The sequence below is a fragment of the Spirosoma migulaei genome, from assembly GCF_054776855.1.
This window is the reverse complement of sequence record NZ_BAAHBG010000014.1, coordinates 39,635-54,650: the sequence shown is the minus strand read 5'-3', so window position 1 is coordinate 54,650 and position 15,016 is coordinate 39,635. Positions and strand designations below refer to the sequence as shown.

The 15,016-nt window shown below is 47.5% G+C and carries 12 protein-coding genes; 4 read left to right on the top strand and 8 right to left on the bottom strand.

Translation table 11 applies throughout. From position 1 onward, the window contains the following. The 4 genes from ACYVGO_RS18150 to tamL form a co-directional block, all read right to left on the bottom strand. Positions 1–409, bottom strand: a 409-nt coding sequence (locus ACYVGO_RS18150; RefSeq protein ID WP_460970468.1) for a sigma-54 factor interaction domain-containing protein, incomplete at its 3' end; no start/stop codon positions are given. A gap of 84 nt (positions 410–493) precedes the next feature. Further along, positions 494–1,975, bottom strand: a complete 1,482-nt coding sequence (gene miaB, locus ACYVGO_RS18145) for a tRNA (N6-isopentenyl adenosine(37)-C2)-methylthiotransferase MiaB (RefSeq protein ID WP_460970467.1) — start codon at positions 1,973–1,975, stop codon at positions 494–496. Between the two features lie 170 nt (positions 1,976–2,145). Beyond that, on the bottom strand, positions 2,146–2,379 hold the full coding sequence (locus tag ACYVGO_RS18140; RefSeq protein WP_142772125.1) for a hypothetical protein: 234 nt from the start codon (positions 2,377–2,379) through the stop codon (positions 2,146–2,148). Between the two features lie 31 nt (positions 2,380–2,410). Further along, positions 2,411–5,074, bottom strand: coding sequence for a translocation and assembly module lipoprotein TamL (tamL, locus tag ACYVGO_RS18135; RefSeq protein WP_460970466.1), 2,664 nt, complete (start codon positions 5,072–5,074; stop codon positions 2,411–2,413). A gap of 10 nt (positions 5,075–5,084) precedes the next feature. On the opposite strand from tamL, the gene ACYVGO_RS18130 reads away from it, so the two are divergent. Together ACYVGO_RS18130 and ACYVGO_RS18125 are read left to right on the top strand one after the other, a co-directional pair. After that, complete coding sequence (locus ACYVGO_RS18130; RefSeq protein ID WP_460970465.1) at positions 5,085–5,855, top strand: TrmH family RNA methyltransferase; 771 nt, start codon at positions 5,085–5,087, stop codon at positions 5,853–5,855. 66 nt (positions 5,856–5,921) lie between these two features. After that, entirely contained in the window at positions 5,922–7,796 is a 1,875-nt protein-coding gene (locus ACYVGO_RS18125) for a cytochrome-c peroxidase (protein ID WP_460970464.1), read from the top strand. 44 nt (positions 7,797–7,840) lie between these two features. Here ACYVGO_RS18125 and ACYVGO_RS18120 read toward each other — a convergent pair whose 3' ends face one another. From ACYVGO_RS18120 to ACYVGO_RS18110, 3 genes are all read right to left on the bottom strand, one after another. Beyond that, positions 7,841–9,619, bottom strand: coding sequence for a purple acid phosphatase family protein (locus ACYVGO_RS18120; RefSeq protein WP_460970463.1), 1,779 nt, complete (start codon positions 9,617–9,619; stop codon positions 7,841–7,843). A gap of 70 nt (positions 9,620–9,689) precedes the next feature. Further along, complete coding sequence (locus ACYVGO_RS18115; RefSeq protein WP_142772130.1) at positions 9,690–10,481, bottom strand: queuosine precursor transporter; 792 nt, start codon at positions 10,479–10,481, stop codon at positions 9,690–9,692. Between the two features lie 86 nt (positions 10,482–10,567). Further along, positions 10,568–11,977, bottom strand: coding sequence for a hypothetical protein (locus tag ACYVGO_RS18110; protein WP_142772131.1), 1,410 nt, complete (start codon positions 11,975–11,977; stop codon positions 10,568–10,570). A 217-nt stretch (positions 11,978–12,194) separates the two neighbouring features. On the opposite strand from ACYVGO_RS18110, the gene rbfA reads away from it, so the two are divergent. Together rbfA and ACYVGO_RS18100 are read left to right on the top strand one after the other, a co-directional pair. Then, positions 12,195–12,572 carry a 30S ribosome-binding factor RbfA gene (rbfA, locus tag ACYVGO_RS18105; protein WP_142772132.1) on the top strand — a complete coding sequence of 126 codons (378 nt, stop codon included), beginning with the start codon at positions 12,195–12,197 and terminating at the stop codon, positions 12,570–12,572. 98 nt (positions 12,573–12,670) lie between these two features. Further along, positions 12,671–13,882, top strand: coding sequence for an ABC transporter permease (locus tag ACYVGO_RS18100; RefSeq protein ID WP_460970462.1), 1,212 nt, complete (start codon positions 12,671–12,673; stop codon positions 13,880–13,882). Between the two features lie 27 nt (positions 13,883–13,909). Here ACYVGO_RS18100 and ACYVGO_RS18095 read toward each other — a convergent pair whose 3' ends face one another. Continuing rightward, complete coding sequence (locus tag ACYVGO_RS18095; RefSeq protein WP_460970461.1) at positions 13,910–15,016, bottom strand: mevalonate kinase family protein; 1,107 nt, start codon at positions 15,014–15,016, stop codon at positions 13,910–13,912.

The window sequence follows — 15,016 nt, the reverse complement described above, 5'->3', positions numbered from 1 at the left end:
TGAACTCGCCATTTTCGAGGACACGCAAGAGTCGGGCTTGCGTACCAAGTGGCATTTCGCCAATTTCATCTAAAAAGATCGTACCGCCATTGGTGGTTTCGAAATAGCCTTTTCGGGAGTCAACAGCGCCTGTAAATGAGCCTTTTTCGTGCCCAAACAGCTCCGAGTCAATGGTACCTTCGGGAATAGCTCCACAGTTGATGGCAATAAACTGACCGTGTTTTCGGGCACTCAGGCTGTGGATAATCTTGGAAAATGATTCTTTCCCACTGCCACTTTCGCCCGTAATGAGCACGGTCAGGTCGGTAGCAGCTACCTGCATAGCTACGTTGATTGCGTAGTTAAGCGCAGGTGCATTACCAATTATACCGAAGCGCTGTTTAACGCTTTGAATTTCCTGTTGATTCATCTTTTTAATGAATAATGGATAATGTACAATGAATAATGTATAGGAAATTGCGGCTTCAGGCCATTATACATTATTCATTGTACATTATTCATTAACGACTTGTCCCCGCAGCGTTGCGGAGGTGCATTCGGTGACTAGTACGTTGACATATTCACCTTTTTGATGATTTCCTTTTGGGAACACGACCATTTTGTTCTGGTCATTCCGGCCACATAAAAAGTCGTCGGAACGTTTGGATGTACCTTCGATCAGAACGCGCTGTACCTGCCCAATGTGGCGTTGGTTACGTTCGGCTGAGTGCGATAACTGCCGGGCGATGATCTCATTCAGTCGCCGTTTTTTTACGTCTTCCGGAATGTCATCAGCGTATTTCTTCGCAGCTAGCGTGCCCGGCCGTTCAGAATAGGCGAACATATAGGCATAATCATAGTGGACGTAATCCATCAGCGATAACGATTCCTGATGTTCGTCTTCTGTTTCGGTACAAAAGCCCGAAATCATATCCGTTGAAATGCCGCAGCCTTCGCCTAAAATCTCCCGGATACGGTCAATTTTTCCAATGTACCAGGGCCGATCATACGTCCGGTTCATCAGTTTCAGTACCCGACTGTTACCGCTCTGAGCGGGCAGGTGGATATAGTTACAGATGTTATCATAACGCGCCATCGTGTGTAGCACATCATCCGTAATGTCTTTGGGGTGCGACGTTGAGAACCGTACCCGCAGGTCAGGATGGATCAGCGCCACCATTTCGAGGAGGTGCGCGAACGTAGTAGTAGGAGCGAGGAGCGAGGAGTGAGAAGTTTCTGGCGCAGGTTCTACTTCTCGCTCCTCACTCCCCGCTCCTAATACCCATTTATAACTATCCACATTCTGGCCGAGCAGTGTCACTTCACGATAGCCCCGGTCAAAGAGATCCTGCGCTTCGCGGACAATGCTGTATGGGTCGCGGCTACGTTCGCGGCCACGGGTGAACGGCACCACGCAGAAACTGCACATATTGTCGCAACCGCGCATGATGGAAACAAAGGCGGTTACGCCATTGGAATTCAAGCGGATAGGCGAAATGTCGGCGTAGGTTTCCTCACGTGACAGAAAAACGTTTACTGCTTTCTGGCCCGATTCGGCTTCTTCAACCAGTTTCGGAATGTCGCGGTATGCATCAGGACCGGCCACAATGTCGACCACTTTTTCTTCTTCCAAAAGCTTGGTTTTCAGGCGCTCAGCCATACAGCCCAACATTCCGACGAGGAGTTCGGGTTTCTGTCGTTTAAGACCCGTTAAATGTTTGAGTCGATGGCGAACTTTCTGCTCGGCATTATCACGAATGGCGCAGGTATTCAAAAAAATCACATCGGCCTCTTCTGCCGATGAAGTCGTTGCAAAACCTGCATTTCGCATTACAGCCGCAACGATTTCGCTATCGGCGAAATTCATCTGGCAGCCGTAACTTTCAATATATAGCCGCTTTTTACCAACTGCCAATTCCTCTTCAGAAGTACGTGGGAGGTCAATCTGTTCCTTGTCAGCCGGTTGAAGTATGGTTAATTCGGGGATGAGCGTCATTATTATTCGTCAGTTGATAGTCAACAGTCGTGAGCCAATACCTAATTAGGGCTATCGACCCACGACTATTTTCACAAAATTACGAAGAAAGCCCCGATTATGCTGTCATTTTGGCAGGATTTGCCGTTAAATTCTCTTAAACGATCGGATTGGAAATAGAGCTGGGGCCATTAGGCAAATAAGGCCGGGATCATGGTAACTTTATCGGCATAGGCCCAACAGGCGGTGGCGTTACCTATGTAATCATTGATTTGGAGATCAGCTGTAACGACTACACCAAAGTTTCCATTCCAGCGGCCAATGGGGCTATCTGTAGGTAAGTGTGCCGGTCCTGATGAGGTAAAGCCATAGTAAACGAGCCGCTCATCCTGAGGGTCGTCGTCTTTGAAATACGTAGCAATCATTCGTTTATGTATGGGTATATATGGGTAATGCTTAGAACGGATAGCCAATGCCAAAGTTGATGACCAGGGGATTGGGGCCACTCGATAATTTACTGAGAGAGAATTCGGGTAGGATGAATCGCTTGTCAACTATTTTTCCGTCTACCTCACTGAAGTATTGACGGGCAGGGTCCCATACTTTAATCCCACCGTCGAATCGGATAACAAAAAAGGAGAAGTCGAAGCGTAGACCAACGCCTGTACCAACCGCAATTTGTGGAATGAATGAACCTAAGGCGAAGGCGGTACCGGGGCGATTGGCGTTGTTACTGATTGTCCAAACGTTGCCCGCATCTACAAAAATGGCTCCATTTACATCGGCACCAAGGTGAAATAATCGCCCACGAAGCTCGGCGGAACCCTCAATAATCATATCGCCTGGTTTCTCAACGGTGTACAAGAATTGTTCTTGATCCTTGTAATCAGGATTAAATACAGGCTTTCCATCAGCTGTTTGTGGCCAGGCAGAACCAGGACCCAATCGGCGCGGAAGCCACGCCCGAATACTATTGCTGCCGCCCGCAAAAAATAATTTTTCATAGGGTGCTGTCCTGTTCGAACCATACCCATAAACCAAGCCCGTGTTGACTCGAAAGGCCAGCGTAATCCGCGTTCGAAGAGGAATGTAATGGCGATAATCGACGTTGAAACGCAGGTATTTGTAGAATTGTAAACCGGTGGAGTCGGTTGTGTTAAAAAACTTGCGTAACTGTGAATCGGTAAAGAAATTTAAGGTTGTACCACCCGATTCAACCACTGCCCGTAGAAAATTAGCGCGTCGATTCTGCCCTGGTGTATTTGTATTATACGTGTAGGCAAAACTGAAACTTGAACTGATTGACCGCCGAAAGCTTAAATAAACGGTACTGCCCTGCTTGCGCAGCGAGTCGAGTTGGGCCTGAAATACATCACTGATTATTTTACTATTGCCAGGTCCCGCATTGATCAGGTTAATATCGGCAATTAAAAAGCTAAACTGTTTCGCCGGCGTAGTTTGCCAATTATAGGCCATGGTAGCCCGCAGGAGCGATCGCCGGAAATCGGGCCGAAATGTATTGTTGAAACTCAAACTGACTTGTGTCCGGGGAGCATATGGGTTAAATCGAAATCGAAGAGCGCCCGGAAACAAGATTTGCGGAAAAATCAGTGAACTACTGATGCCTAGTTCCTGAGATGAATAAACAGCTCTACCCGGATTATTGGGGTCATTCACGAAACCAGTCTGTGCTTCAATCCCATAGCGTACCGATGTTTCAAAGGTTTCCAGACCGCCAAACATGTTGCGCACCCGGAAAACCAGGCTACCAAAGCCACCTGGATAGCTTTGTCCTTGATAGAGTAAGCCCGTTAAGCCTCCTTCGGCGGTAGCCTCATATTTATCCAGGGGGCTGGCCGTAATGAGTGTTCTTAGTAGACGACGAGTTGTATCCGTAAAATTGAGGTTGACAAATTTGAATTGGTTTAGTAAAAACAGTTGCCGCTGCGTTTCCCGGTAATTGGTCTGACTATACAATTCACCCTGACGGATGTGAATTTTCGAGTCTAGCAATCGCGCTGAAATATCCCGACCGCCCAGCAGATACGTAATACCGTTACGACGCACCGTGTCAAGAGCAGTGGCTACACCTTGCACAAAAGACGCCCCCGATGCATCGATATCGGGACTAATACGCACTTCCACATCGCCAATATGATAGATCGGGTGGGCCGATTTTCCCGGAGGATTTACAATTTGCAGGGCTATATCTACATTGCGCCGGGTTGAATCGCCGGGTTCGAGTTTGTCGTAAAAGCGCCGATCGTTCCCGCGCCTGATCGTATCGACATCGGTAGCCCGGATATACTGTCGCGAAAAGGTAAAGTACCCTTGATCCCGTAATAACGACTCGATCCGAACCCGCTCACCTGCCATGTTGTCAAAATCGAATCGTTCGCCCGTTTGAAGCCTGGACTTGTCGAACGATTGCCGAACAATGGAGTCGACCCGCGGATCGGCAATGGAGTAGGTGATATTCCGAAGGTAAAATCCTTCGTTTTCTGTAATCAGGTAATTCACCCGAATCTGTCGTCTGCGTAGTGTATCAAGCGAATAAGCCGTTTTTGCATTGAAAAATCCTTTATCGGCCAAATACTTCTGCATTTTTGTTGCATTAGCTTTCGCATCGCTCTCCGCAAAATAGGACGGGGGCTCGCCAAGGTTACGCATAAGCCAGTTTCCTTCTTCGGCCTTCAGGCGGAGGTGTTTCAATTTACGACCATACTTTCGATTTAGCTTTTTAAGTGCTTGGGGCTGATCAGCCAATTGCTGGCTTTGCTGTTCAAATTCGTTAGTTTTGGCCTGCAACTCCCGTAAAGCCTCTTCACGGTTGTATCGACTTAAGCCAAGCTGATAAAACCAGAGCGGGGGTGTAATAGGCAGGGCCAGAATCCGGCGGTTCGGTTTCTGAGGAATCAGGCTCTCCAGAGACTCTGTTGGAATCGCGCGGTTTCCACGTACGGTCTGAGCTGTCAGAATGTACTCATTCGTACGTAATTTCTTAGAACTCAGGCAACCAGATAAGGAGAAAATCAATGCACAATGAATAATGTAAAATGAATAATGATGACGACGATTTGAGCGCCTACCATTCTCAATTATCCATTTTACATTATTCATTATAAAAACCATGCTTTCTAAAAATCAACTTAAATATATTCAGTCGCTGCACCAGAAAAAACACCGGCAACAGCAGGGTGCCTTTTTGGTCGAAGGTGCCAAGAGTGTTCAGGAAGTTCTACAGTCTGATTTCCAGATTGAACTTGTTGTTGCAACCGAAGCATTCTACAAAGAAAACGCTCACTTAACAGACCACCAACGAACACCGGTTGAAATTGCATCGGTGACTGATCTGGAACGGGCTGGTACCCTCGAAAGCAACAACGCGGCACTTGCTGTGGTCAGAACGAAAGAGAACCGCCCACTATTGGCCGAACCAGGTGAGATCGCCTTAATTTTAGACGATATCCGGGACCCTGGTAATCTGGGCACCATTTTGCGCATTGCTGACTGGTACGGTGTCCGAAAAATTCTTTGCTCCGAAACCACAGCCGATGTCTACAACCCCAAAGTTATTTCGGCCAGCAAGGGCTCCTTCACCCGGGTGCAGTGGTGGTATGGCGATGTTGTGCAGGTCTTAAGGCAATCTGGGCAACAAAGGAGTAACTCATTAGCGGTTTATGGTGCGTTTTTAGATGGCGACGATGTGCATACATTAGCCTTCGGCAAGTCGGGTTATTTGGTAATGGGTAACGAATCGAACGGGATTCGCTCCGAACTAGCGTCATTTGTTACGCAGCGGGTAACGATTCCTCGCTATGGCGATGCTGAGTCCTTAAACGTCGGAATTGCCACAGCTGTTTTACTGGATAACATCCGGCGGGTCAATTCCGGGCAGTAAACAGCCGTTAAGAGTTTACTTACAAAGGGTAGGGATGATCTTTGCCTTCTGGAAATAGAAGTACTTATGTACCGGCTACTAGTCCTGCTTTTCGTGGTGGTGGCAACTGCGGCATTTCTCCCACAGGCGGTTCCGCCTGAAGGTGAGCGGGTGTACAACCAGTTTCTGATTGATAAAGCCCGATTTCATGAGCAGGTGCAGCAATTGGCTGAGTATGTGCAGCGTGATGTTCCTGCGGATGCTCTCCGGGTTGCTTTCAAACGGAGCCGATTAGCCTATAAGCGGATTGAATGGCTGTTAGAATACTTTCAGCCGGTTTTGGCGAGCCGTGTTAATGGCCCACCGGTAGTAGAGGTTGAGGAACACGAACCCGGACAGGTTCTCCGTAAACCCACTGGCCTACAAGTGGTGGAGCCGTATTTATTTCCGACTTACAACTCCACTCAAAAAGACAGCCTAATCCGGGAGATCGGGTTCCTGCTATCGTACTCAGGCCGATTGGAGCAGGGAATACCCGCCGGGCGGATAACGGATGTAGATATACTGGATGCCATACGACAGGAACTCTTCAGGCTGCAGGTATTAGGTATAACGGGCTACGACTCACCTGAAGTCCAGACCGGATTACCCGAAGCGATCATTACGCTGAAAACTCTTCGAGAAACGTTTCGACCGTATGCCGAAAAGCTTCCTGAACCCTTAGCGACTCAGTTGGAACAACGCTGGACTGGAGCCATTCAGGCTATAGAAGCGGCTCCCGATTTTGACCGGTTCGATCGGGTTGCCTTTAGTCGGAATCAACTCTACCCACTTTGCCGGACATTGCAACTAGCTCGTCAATCACTCGGTATTGCGTCAACGGCCAGTGGACGATTTCTTTCGCCAACCGTGGCCACACTGTCGGATTCCGGCGCGTTTCGCCCTGATTACCTGATCAACTTTGGCGATTTTAGCAGTACTCCCCAAAAGGTGGCCTTAGGAAAAGTTCTGTTCTTTGATCCCCTATTATCGGGCAATAATGCCCGAAGTTGTGCTTCCTGCCACCAGCCGGAACGGGCTTTTACCGATGGACGAGCTAAAAGTAGGGCGTTTAAAGGACGTAGATCAGTGCTACGGAATGCGCCTACGCTGCTGAATGCGGGTTTGCAAACGGTTCAGTTTTATGATTCGAGGGTGTTTTATCTTGAAGATCAGGCCCATGATGTACTAAAAAATGCCCATGAGATGCGTACATCGCCCGACGAAGTGATCCATAAATTGTCGGGTAGCAGCGAATATAAAAAACTGTTTTCGGAGGCTTTCCCAAGCGGCCTAACTGCTCCTAATGTGCGTAACGCATTGGCGTGTTACATCCGTAGCCTGACGAGCCTGAACGCTCGTCCAGACCGCTATCTACGAGGGGAATCTGCCAATTTATCAGCCGATGAGCGATTGGGCTTCAATCTGTTTCTGGGGAAAGCTCGTTGTGCAACCTGTCATTTCTTCCCGATCTATAACGGGTTTGTACCACCCCATTATGAGAAAACGGAAAGCGAAATCATTGGTGTGCCCCAGCGTCGGCAAACGAAAAACGCCCGAATCGACTCAGATCCGGGAAAATTCAGTACATACCAGAAGGATATTCAGCGATTTGCGTTTAAAACGCCCACCGTTCGAAATAGTGCCCTCACTGCCCCTTACATGCATAATGGCGTTTACCGCACCCTGGATCAGGTTATTGATTTTTATAACCGGGGTGGGGGCCGGGGAATCGGTATTCAGCTCAATGGGCAAACACTAGCCGATAAACCACTCGACCTAACTTTACCCGAGCAAAAGTCGTTGGTTGCTTTTATACAATCATTAACCGATACCACAGGTCTGACAAGCCGACCTCTTAAACTGCCAATCATAGATGACAACCACACGCTAAATCGGCGGAAAATCGGTGGCCGATATTGAAAAAGAGCGTGGAGAAGTCAACGAAAATGAAGGCTGTGTCGTGTTCAATTAGCCAGGTATAACTTAGCCTGAGCTCCAAGCTGCAACTTAATGCCTGGATCGTAGGTAACCTTTTGCGCATGAACTTGCGTATTCGTAGGAATGCTCACGATGTGTTTCAATTGAAGCGCATCGCTGCCAGTCGGTACCCGATTGCCAGACCAGATCGCGGGGTCATTCCAGTTGCCCGACTTGAGGGTGAACATAGACCCCGCACTAATCACGGTGAATACATCCTGCACGCAATGTTTACTATCGTGTACAACGTAAGTACTAGTGCTGCCAGGCGCTGGATTGACAACTACTGAACGGCTCGATGCTGAAAACCCTCCGTTAGTGGGACTGCTCCACTGGTAGTCGCTGATATAGGATGCCGTAAGCGTGATTGACTGCCCGATAGGTACCGTCAGGGTTTGAGCCAGGCCCACATCTTTCATAATAGTAAACTGGTCGCTGATGGAGTAAGATGAGGGCGGGTTAGGCTGTATAAACTTAGCATCCAGTCGATTATCTTCAACGTCAAAATAAAATGAACCGCCTGCCAACCGTTCTGTAGAGACCATGACAGGATGGGGTCCAACGTATGGATTGTAGCCCAGTGCACCGGCCGAACCAGCCACTACATAAACGGTTCCCTGTTTCTTTTTCGCCGAGCTACTCTTGTAGAGACAGGAGTTGGCTGACCCATCATATCGTCCGGTGCTGTTATCTTTCTGAAAGCGGTATGCATCTGGATTTGACGTAAAATCACTGGAAGGGCCGTACTGGTCATGAATTGGGTACGAGCGCTCATAATTATGACTGTGGCCAAGCATGACAAGATCGACCCCATACTGTTCGAGAATGGGATTGATAAACTGGCGAACAGCAATTAGGTCAGGATCAGTATCCGAGTTGTGGGCTCCATGGCTGTAAGGGGGAAAATGCTGGTAAACGATTTTCCATTTTTGGGTAGTTGCCGCTAGATCCTGTTTTAACCAGGCAACTTGTGGATGGTTAACGGTATCGGCAAAAAAACGCCTTTCGGTGCCGTTAACGTTTCGGGTACCAAAACCATCCAGCATGATAAAATGAATGGGCCCATAATCAAAGGAATACCACTCTTTGGTTCCTGACGGCACACCACCTGCTTCAGCGTTGGTTGGTAAACTGAAAATTGAGAAATACGGAATATTATGTGATGCTGCCAGTGCTGCACTATTGTTGTAATCGTGGTTCCCCGGCACGGCAAACAGCATCGTATTTTTCATCATATTAGTTTGATACGGCTCGAAGAAATTCGTCTGATAGGCCGGATCATCCCCATCATAGGAATTATCACCAATCAGCATCCAGAGGTCCGTTGGCGTATTGCCCCGAAAATTGAGAAACGCATCCCGAACGTTTGTCTGGTTGTTGTTGGGATTCATCCCACTGTCGCCGAAGGAGGCTACCCGGATTTTGCGCTTCGTATTGGTGAGAGGAGCCGTAAGGAAGTAGTTGTCATTTCCTTGCTGGAGTACTTGGGTAGTGGTGCCCACGCTGTAGAAATAGTGGCTATCAGGTGTTAAACCAGACAGACGAATCTCATGCTCAGTGGTACTGGTTGATTCGCTAACATTTGCAGAGAGGTTATCCGATGATAAGCCGTAAGCAACTCGTCCTACGGTTGGCACATCGGTTCGCCAACGGATGGAAACCGCGGTTTGGGCTCCCGATTGCAGGTAGGGCCCCCGCGTAATCGTTTGTGCACTAGTCGTTTTATTAATTAACCAAAAGCAACTCAAGACGAAAAACGTTCTCACAAGATTAGATGATTAGCCTGTTTTTTTTACATAAATGATGGTTTGGGTGGATAGTTGAAATTAGTGAGGCCTACATAAATGAACTCATGGCCGACTCATTGGCTAATTCTTCGGCGTGCTCTTTACCCAGGTAGCGATCAATAAAATGGTGGGCTACGTAGAGCAGCGGTGTTAACACAATGGCCGATGTGGCTTTGTAGATGTAGTTGATAATACCGACTGCCAGTACCTGGGTCAGTGACCAGTTCCCGAAAATATAAAAGGCAATGCCTAGCACCACAAATGAATCGACCAACTGCGATACTAATGTTGAGCCTGTTGCCCGAAGCCATATTTTTCGGCTACCTGTAATTTTTCGGAGTGAATGAAATACGTATACATCCAGGATTTGCCCGATCAGGAAGGCCGTCAGCGAACCAATGATAATCCCCAGCCCCTGCCGAAAGATCATCTGAAACGCATTATTGATATTGATTGCGTTTCCGGCCGCGTCTTTGGCGTTTACATCAAGCCAGAACTGAGCGGGTGGAAGCGTTGTAACGGCATAAATAATCAGGAAACTATACCCCACGAAACCGGCCGTCAGAAACGAAATTCGCCGAACACCCGCTTTACCAAAATATTCGTTGATAATATCGGAGGTGATAAATACAAACGGCCAGATAACGGCCCCCGCTGTGAGGTTAAAATCGAGTATAAAGTCGCCAAAGAGATGGATTTGCGCCGGTTTGGTGCCCAGTAGTGCTTCGACCGAAAAGATTTTAACGCCAATGATTTCGGCGATGAGCGCATTGGTTAGAAACACGGCGCTCAGAAAGATGTACAGATTTGTTCGTTTATTGGTAAATGTGTAGGAAGGCATAATGATTTTCGATGTACGATCTACGAATTACGATTTTTTTTCCTGCGTCAGCAACAAATCGTAGATCGTAATTCGTAGATCGTACATCATTTTCGTTTGTACACGTCTGCAACCGCTGTTTTTTCGTACTGCGTTGCTAAACCAGGAGCGCGCTGAAATAATTTCCCCACTACATTTTCTCGATCTACAATATAGTCGGGTGGATCTTTTCGGAAATGGTCGAATACGTTAATGACGGCTTCGTAATTGTCTAAATTTTTTAGATCGTACTTTGCCAAATCCCAGTTGAGGTACGGAGTCGCCAACTTGTTTTGCCGGTAAGCACTAAGGTCTTCACCAATAATTAATACATGTCGGTTCTTGATGTCATCGGGGAGAGGTGATGGCTGAACCTGTAAGCTACTCAGCCGACCTAGTTCGCCCCCCGGTATGAGCCCCAATGCGCCTTGATAAAATAACAGCAGAATCAGTATAACCGCAGTCAGAAAGGTCATCTCCGCGAGCCAGGCTCTACGGATACCCTCAAAATAAAAATAGGTAAAATAAGCCATAGGAGGCACAAAGCTCAAAAAAACCATCGGCGCCAGAAAGGGCATCAACCCAATTGTTAATACGGCAATGACAAACCAGATGGCCATAATCTGCTGTATCCGCTGCTGAAAATTTACATACCTGCCTCCTCGATTGAGTAGACTTAGGAAGCCTAAAACGCCCAGTCCCAATGGAATCAGTAACGAAGCCAGCAGCGACTGGAAATCAGATAAGGAGTACTGCCGTACCCGGAATACCGACGAGAGCAGGTTTCGATTGAAATCGTCGAGGCTATCGTAGAGGTAATAGAACAGGACTGTGGCGGCAAATGGAAACAGGAACCCAAATAACGAAAGCGAATACTGCCGAAAGGTGGCTCCTGTATAAAAAAGCAACGACAACGTAGCCCAGATAATGAACAAGGCCGAGGGTAAATAGAATAACGCAGCGATACCAATATAAAAGCCTACTTCAAATACTTCGTCGGTAGCCCCCCGCCGATCCATCTGTCGGATGAGCGTACCAAAGGCCAGGAGCAAAAAGCTGGTCGACATGAGTACGGGAGAAAGCGTCAGGCAATCGAATGAAATATGCATGAACAGCATGTATATCAGCCCCGGCCAGAATGAGCGGTCGGGGTAGAGATCGCGGTTGTTGGCCAGATAGTTGAAATAAACGATCTGGAATACCGATACCAACAGTGCAGTCCCGTGTAATGCCAATGGCGACCGGCCAAACAGACCATCGATTCCCCAATAAACCAGCGCTGAAAGTGGGCTAATACTATCCCAAATGTCGCGATAGAGCAAATTCCCCTGATTAATCTGCTCGCCCACAATCATCCAGTTCAGTTCAGGTATTAGCAGAGGGAATGGATGCAGCAGGAGTGGCAACCGGATTACCAGCAGAAGCCCGAGTAAGCTGACGTATTGGTAAGGAAAATACGATTGAAAAAAACGAAGCAAGATCGTAATGAGTTAGTAAGTCGATAAGTCAGTAAGTTGGTAAGTAGCTGACCACACCAGCGAAAGCAAAAACGTGCGTCAGCCACTTACCGACTTACCGACTTACCGACTTACTAACTCATTAACTTACTAACTTCCTGCCTGTAAAATTACAGTCAATTTCGGCAGAACGGAAAAATGGGTGGATATTTGCAAAATAGTTTAAGTACCGAGTAGTATGGAATCGAAACGACAGCAGAAAGTAGCCCGGCAATTGCAGAGAGATTTGAGTGAAATTTTTCAGCGCGATGTGCCGCATTTATTCAACGGAGCCTTTATAACCGTTACCAGCGTGCGCGTTTCGCCCGATTTGAGCGTAGCCCGGGTTTACCTGAGTTTTCTGGCTACTAAGAATAAACAGCTTTTGCTGGAAACTATTCAGGAAAAAGGAAAAGTGCTACGACAGCATCTTGGTGAGCGTGTTCGTCATCAACTCCGCATTGTACCCGAGCTGAATTTTTATTTAGATGACACGGCCGAATACGCTGATAAAATGGATAAACTCTTCTCTGGCCTGGAAATCCCACCCGCACCAGCGGAAGATGAGGATGAGTAATTGGTGAAGCTGTGCAGTAAGTGAATGGGTGGAGTACGTTTAAGCGCACTCTAACCAACTTACTTCACTTATTTCAGTTACTCTACTTTCTACTACTTATGAATCTTCCTGCCTGGATTGCCCGTCGGTATTTTTTCTCCCGTAAGAAACGCAGTTTCATTAGCTGGTTGTCTATTCTGTCGATGCTCGGTGTGGGCATTGGTACAATGGCGCTGGTTGTGGTACTGTCAGTCTTAAACGGGATGGAAGAGTTGAATCGGGAAGTATTTAAAACGTTTGAGGCCGATATGACCATATCGCCCAAACAAGGCAAGCGGTTCCTGGCTCCCCCTGCCTTAGTAACCCGTTTGCAGAAAGTACCGGGTGTGCATTTTCTGACGTCTGTAGCACAAGATAATGCGCTCGGTCGCTATGCGAATGGCACAACCGTTGTGAAGCTTAAAGGGGTGGATGACAATTACCTTCAGCGCGAGCAGCTCGACTCGGCTTTGCTGGAAGGGAAACTGTTGTTACGTCAGAATGGTATCAACTATGCTATTGTGGCGGATGGGGTGCGCACAGACTTGAGTATTTCGCCAGTTGATATTCTGACACCACTGGAAATTCTGTATCCCCAAAGCGGACAAAATTTTAGCGTATTAAACCCCGACGCCTTTAATCGGGAATCCCTAACGGTAGCGGGTGTATTTTTCATTGAATCGCGCTACGATAATTTTGTTTTGGTTCCCCTGACGGTAGCCCGTTCGTTATTTAGTTATAAACCAGATGAAGTAACAAGCCTAGAACTACAACTTCAGCCCGGTGCCAACGAACAGTTGGTTAAGCAAGCGTTGCAGAACGTAGTTGGCGATAAACTAAGTGTGCAAACCCGCGATGACTTGAACGTAGATCTCTATCGGGCTATTTACGTCGAAAAATTATTCGTAGGTCTAACGCTTTCGTTTATCATTCTGGTGGCTTCGATCAATATCTTCTTTTCGCTATCCATGTTGGTGATTGAGAAAAAAGCTGACATTCGGATTTTGTTCGCTCTTGGGGCAACAAGGAACATGATTCGGCGGATTTTCCTGACCGAAGGAGCGATTATAGCGTTAACAGGAGCAATTACCGGACTGGTACTGGGCGTATTGATTTGTTTAGCGCAAGAGAAATACGGATTTATTCGGATGGGAACGGTCAGTTCAATTATTGATGCCTACCCAGTACGTCTTGATACTCGGGACATTATCCTGACCGGTATTCTCGTTGTCCTGATGACCGTACTCACTTCCTGGTTTCCTGCACAACGTGCCGCGAACAGCCAGCAGTAATGTTTGTAATAGCGTAGTATAGCAAGCTCAACGCTCAACAGTTGTTCCGGCATCAACTGAAATGACGTAGGCTTTTCCGCCTTCCCGCTCAATGGCTTCCGCAACTTTTTCGGGCTCATTGGGTGCATAAACAAACATACAGCCTCCCCCTCCCGAACCGTTAATTTTCCCGCCGAGAGCACCCGCGTTCAGAGCTGCATCGAGCATACGGTCAATTTTAGGTGTGCTAATGCGTTGGGCTTCGCGTAGATTGGTTTGGTGGTTGGTCAGAAGCTGACCGAATCGTACGTGATCAAGACCCGTGGGAGATTTCAAAACGGTCAGTGCATCGCGCAGAATATCTCGGTTCTCAATATTGCCTTTGAGCAGAATGTAGTCGTCTTTGCTCAAAACGTCTTTGAACTCAACAACTTCGGTAATCTCAGACTCAAACAACGAAAAAGTCGGGTTGATAGCCTTTAATTTTGCTACTATATCGAGCATGCCGTACTTCACCCGCTTCAGAATGCCAATTGTATCTTTGGGTTCCTGCGAGTCGCCCAGAACAAACGTACCTAAGGCTGGACTAAGTTTTTCAAGCCGAATTTTCGGTTGCGATTCCAGGTAAATCACATGCCCAACGGCAGTAGAATAATGATCCATCATACCACCCGGTTCACCAAATTCCAAGACTTCGGCTACGTAGGCCAGTTCTGCCAACTTCTCCTGAGAAAGCTGCCTGGGCTTATCTGCTAAGAGAGCAAGCACATTGAGCCAGGTAACTAATAAGGCTGATGAACTTGATGTACCGGAGTTTATGGGAATATTCCCATGTACTTCGCCCTCAATTCCTTTTGAAAAGGAGAAGCCTTCCCGAAGCAAAACATTAACTGCCGATCGGAAATAATCACGGATTTGCGGATAGGGAAGCGGTTGCCCATCAAACGGAATACTAACCGATTCACCAATATCGGGAAGGTTCAGCCGAAAGCCAGTTTGCTCAGATTGGCACGCCTTTATCTGAATTCGGCGCGAGATGGCAGCTGCAATAACTGGCAGCCCTAAGTAATCCTGATGTTCACCAAAGAGACAGATGCGTCCGGGTGTTGATACGGTTTGCTCCTGTATTTCGGTAGGAGATATGATTGTTGACAA

Bases quoted from the DNA above. Each gene is read 5' to 3' on its own strand.
- miaB (WP_460970467.1), bottom strand. From the start codon at position 1,975: ATGACGCTCATCCCCGAATTAACCATACTTCAACCGGCTGACAAGGAA.
- ACYVGO_RS18140 (WP_142772125.1), bottom strand. From the start codon at position 2,379: ATGATTGCTACGTATTTCAAAGACGACGACCCTCAGGATGAGCGGCTC.
- tamL (WP_460970466.1), bottom strand. From the start codon at position 5,074: ATGAATAATGTAAAATGGATAATTGAGAATGGTAGGCGCTCAAATCGT.
- ACYVGO_RS18130 (WP_460970465.1), top strand. From the start codon at position 5,085: ATGCTTTCTAAAAATCAACTTAAATATATTCAGTCGCTGCACCAGAAA.
- ACYVGO_RS18125 (WP_460970464.1), top strand. From the start codon at position 5,922: ATGTACCGGCTACTAGTCCTGCTTTTCGTGGTGGTGGCAACTGCGGCA.
- ACYVGO_RS18115 (WP_142772130.1), bottom strand. From the start codon at position 10,481: ATGCCTTCCTACACATTTACCAATAAACGAACAAATCTGTACATCTTT.
- rbfA (WP_142772132.1), top strand. From the start codon at position 12,195: ATGGAATCGAAACGACAGCAGAAAGTAGCCCGGCAATTGCAGAGAGAT.
- ACYVGO_RS18100 (WP_460970462.1), top strand. From the start codon at position 12,671: ATGAATCTTCCTGCCTGGATTGCCCGTCGGTATTTTTTCTCCCGTAAG.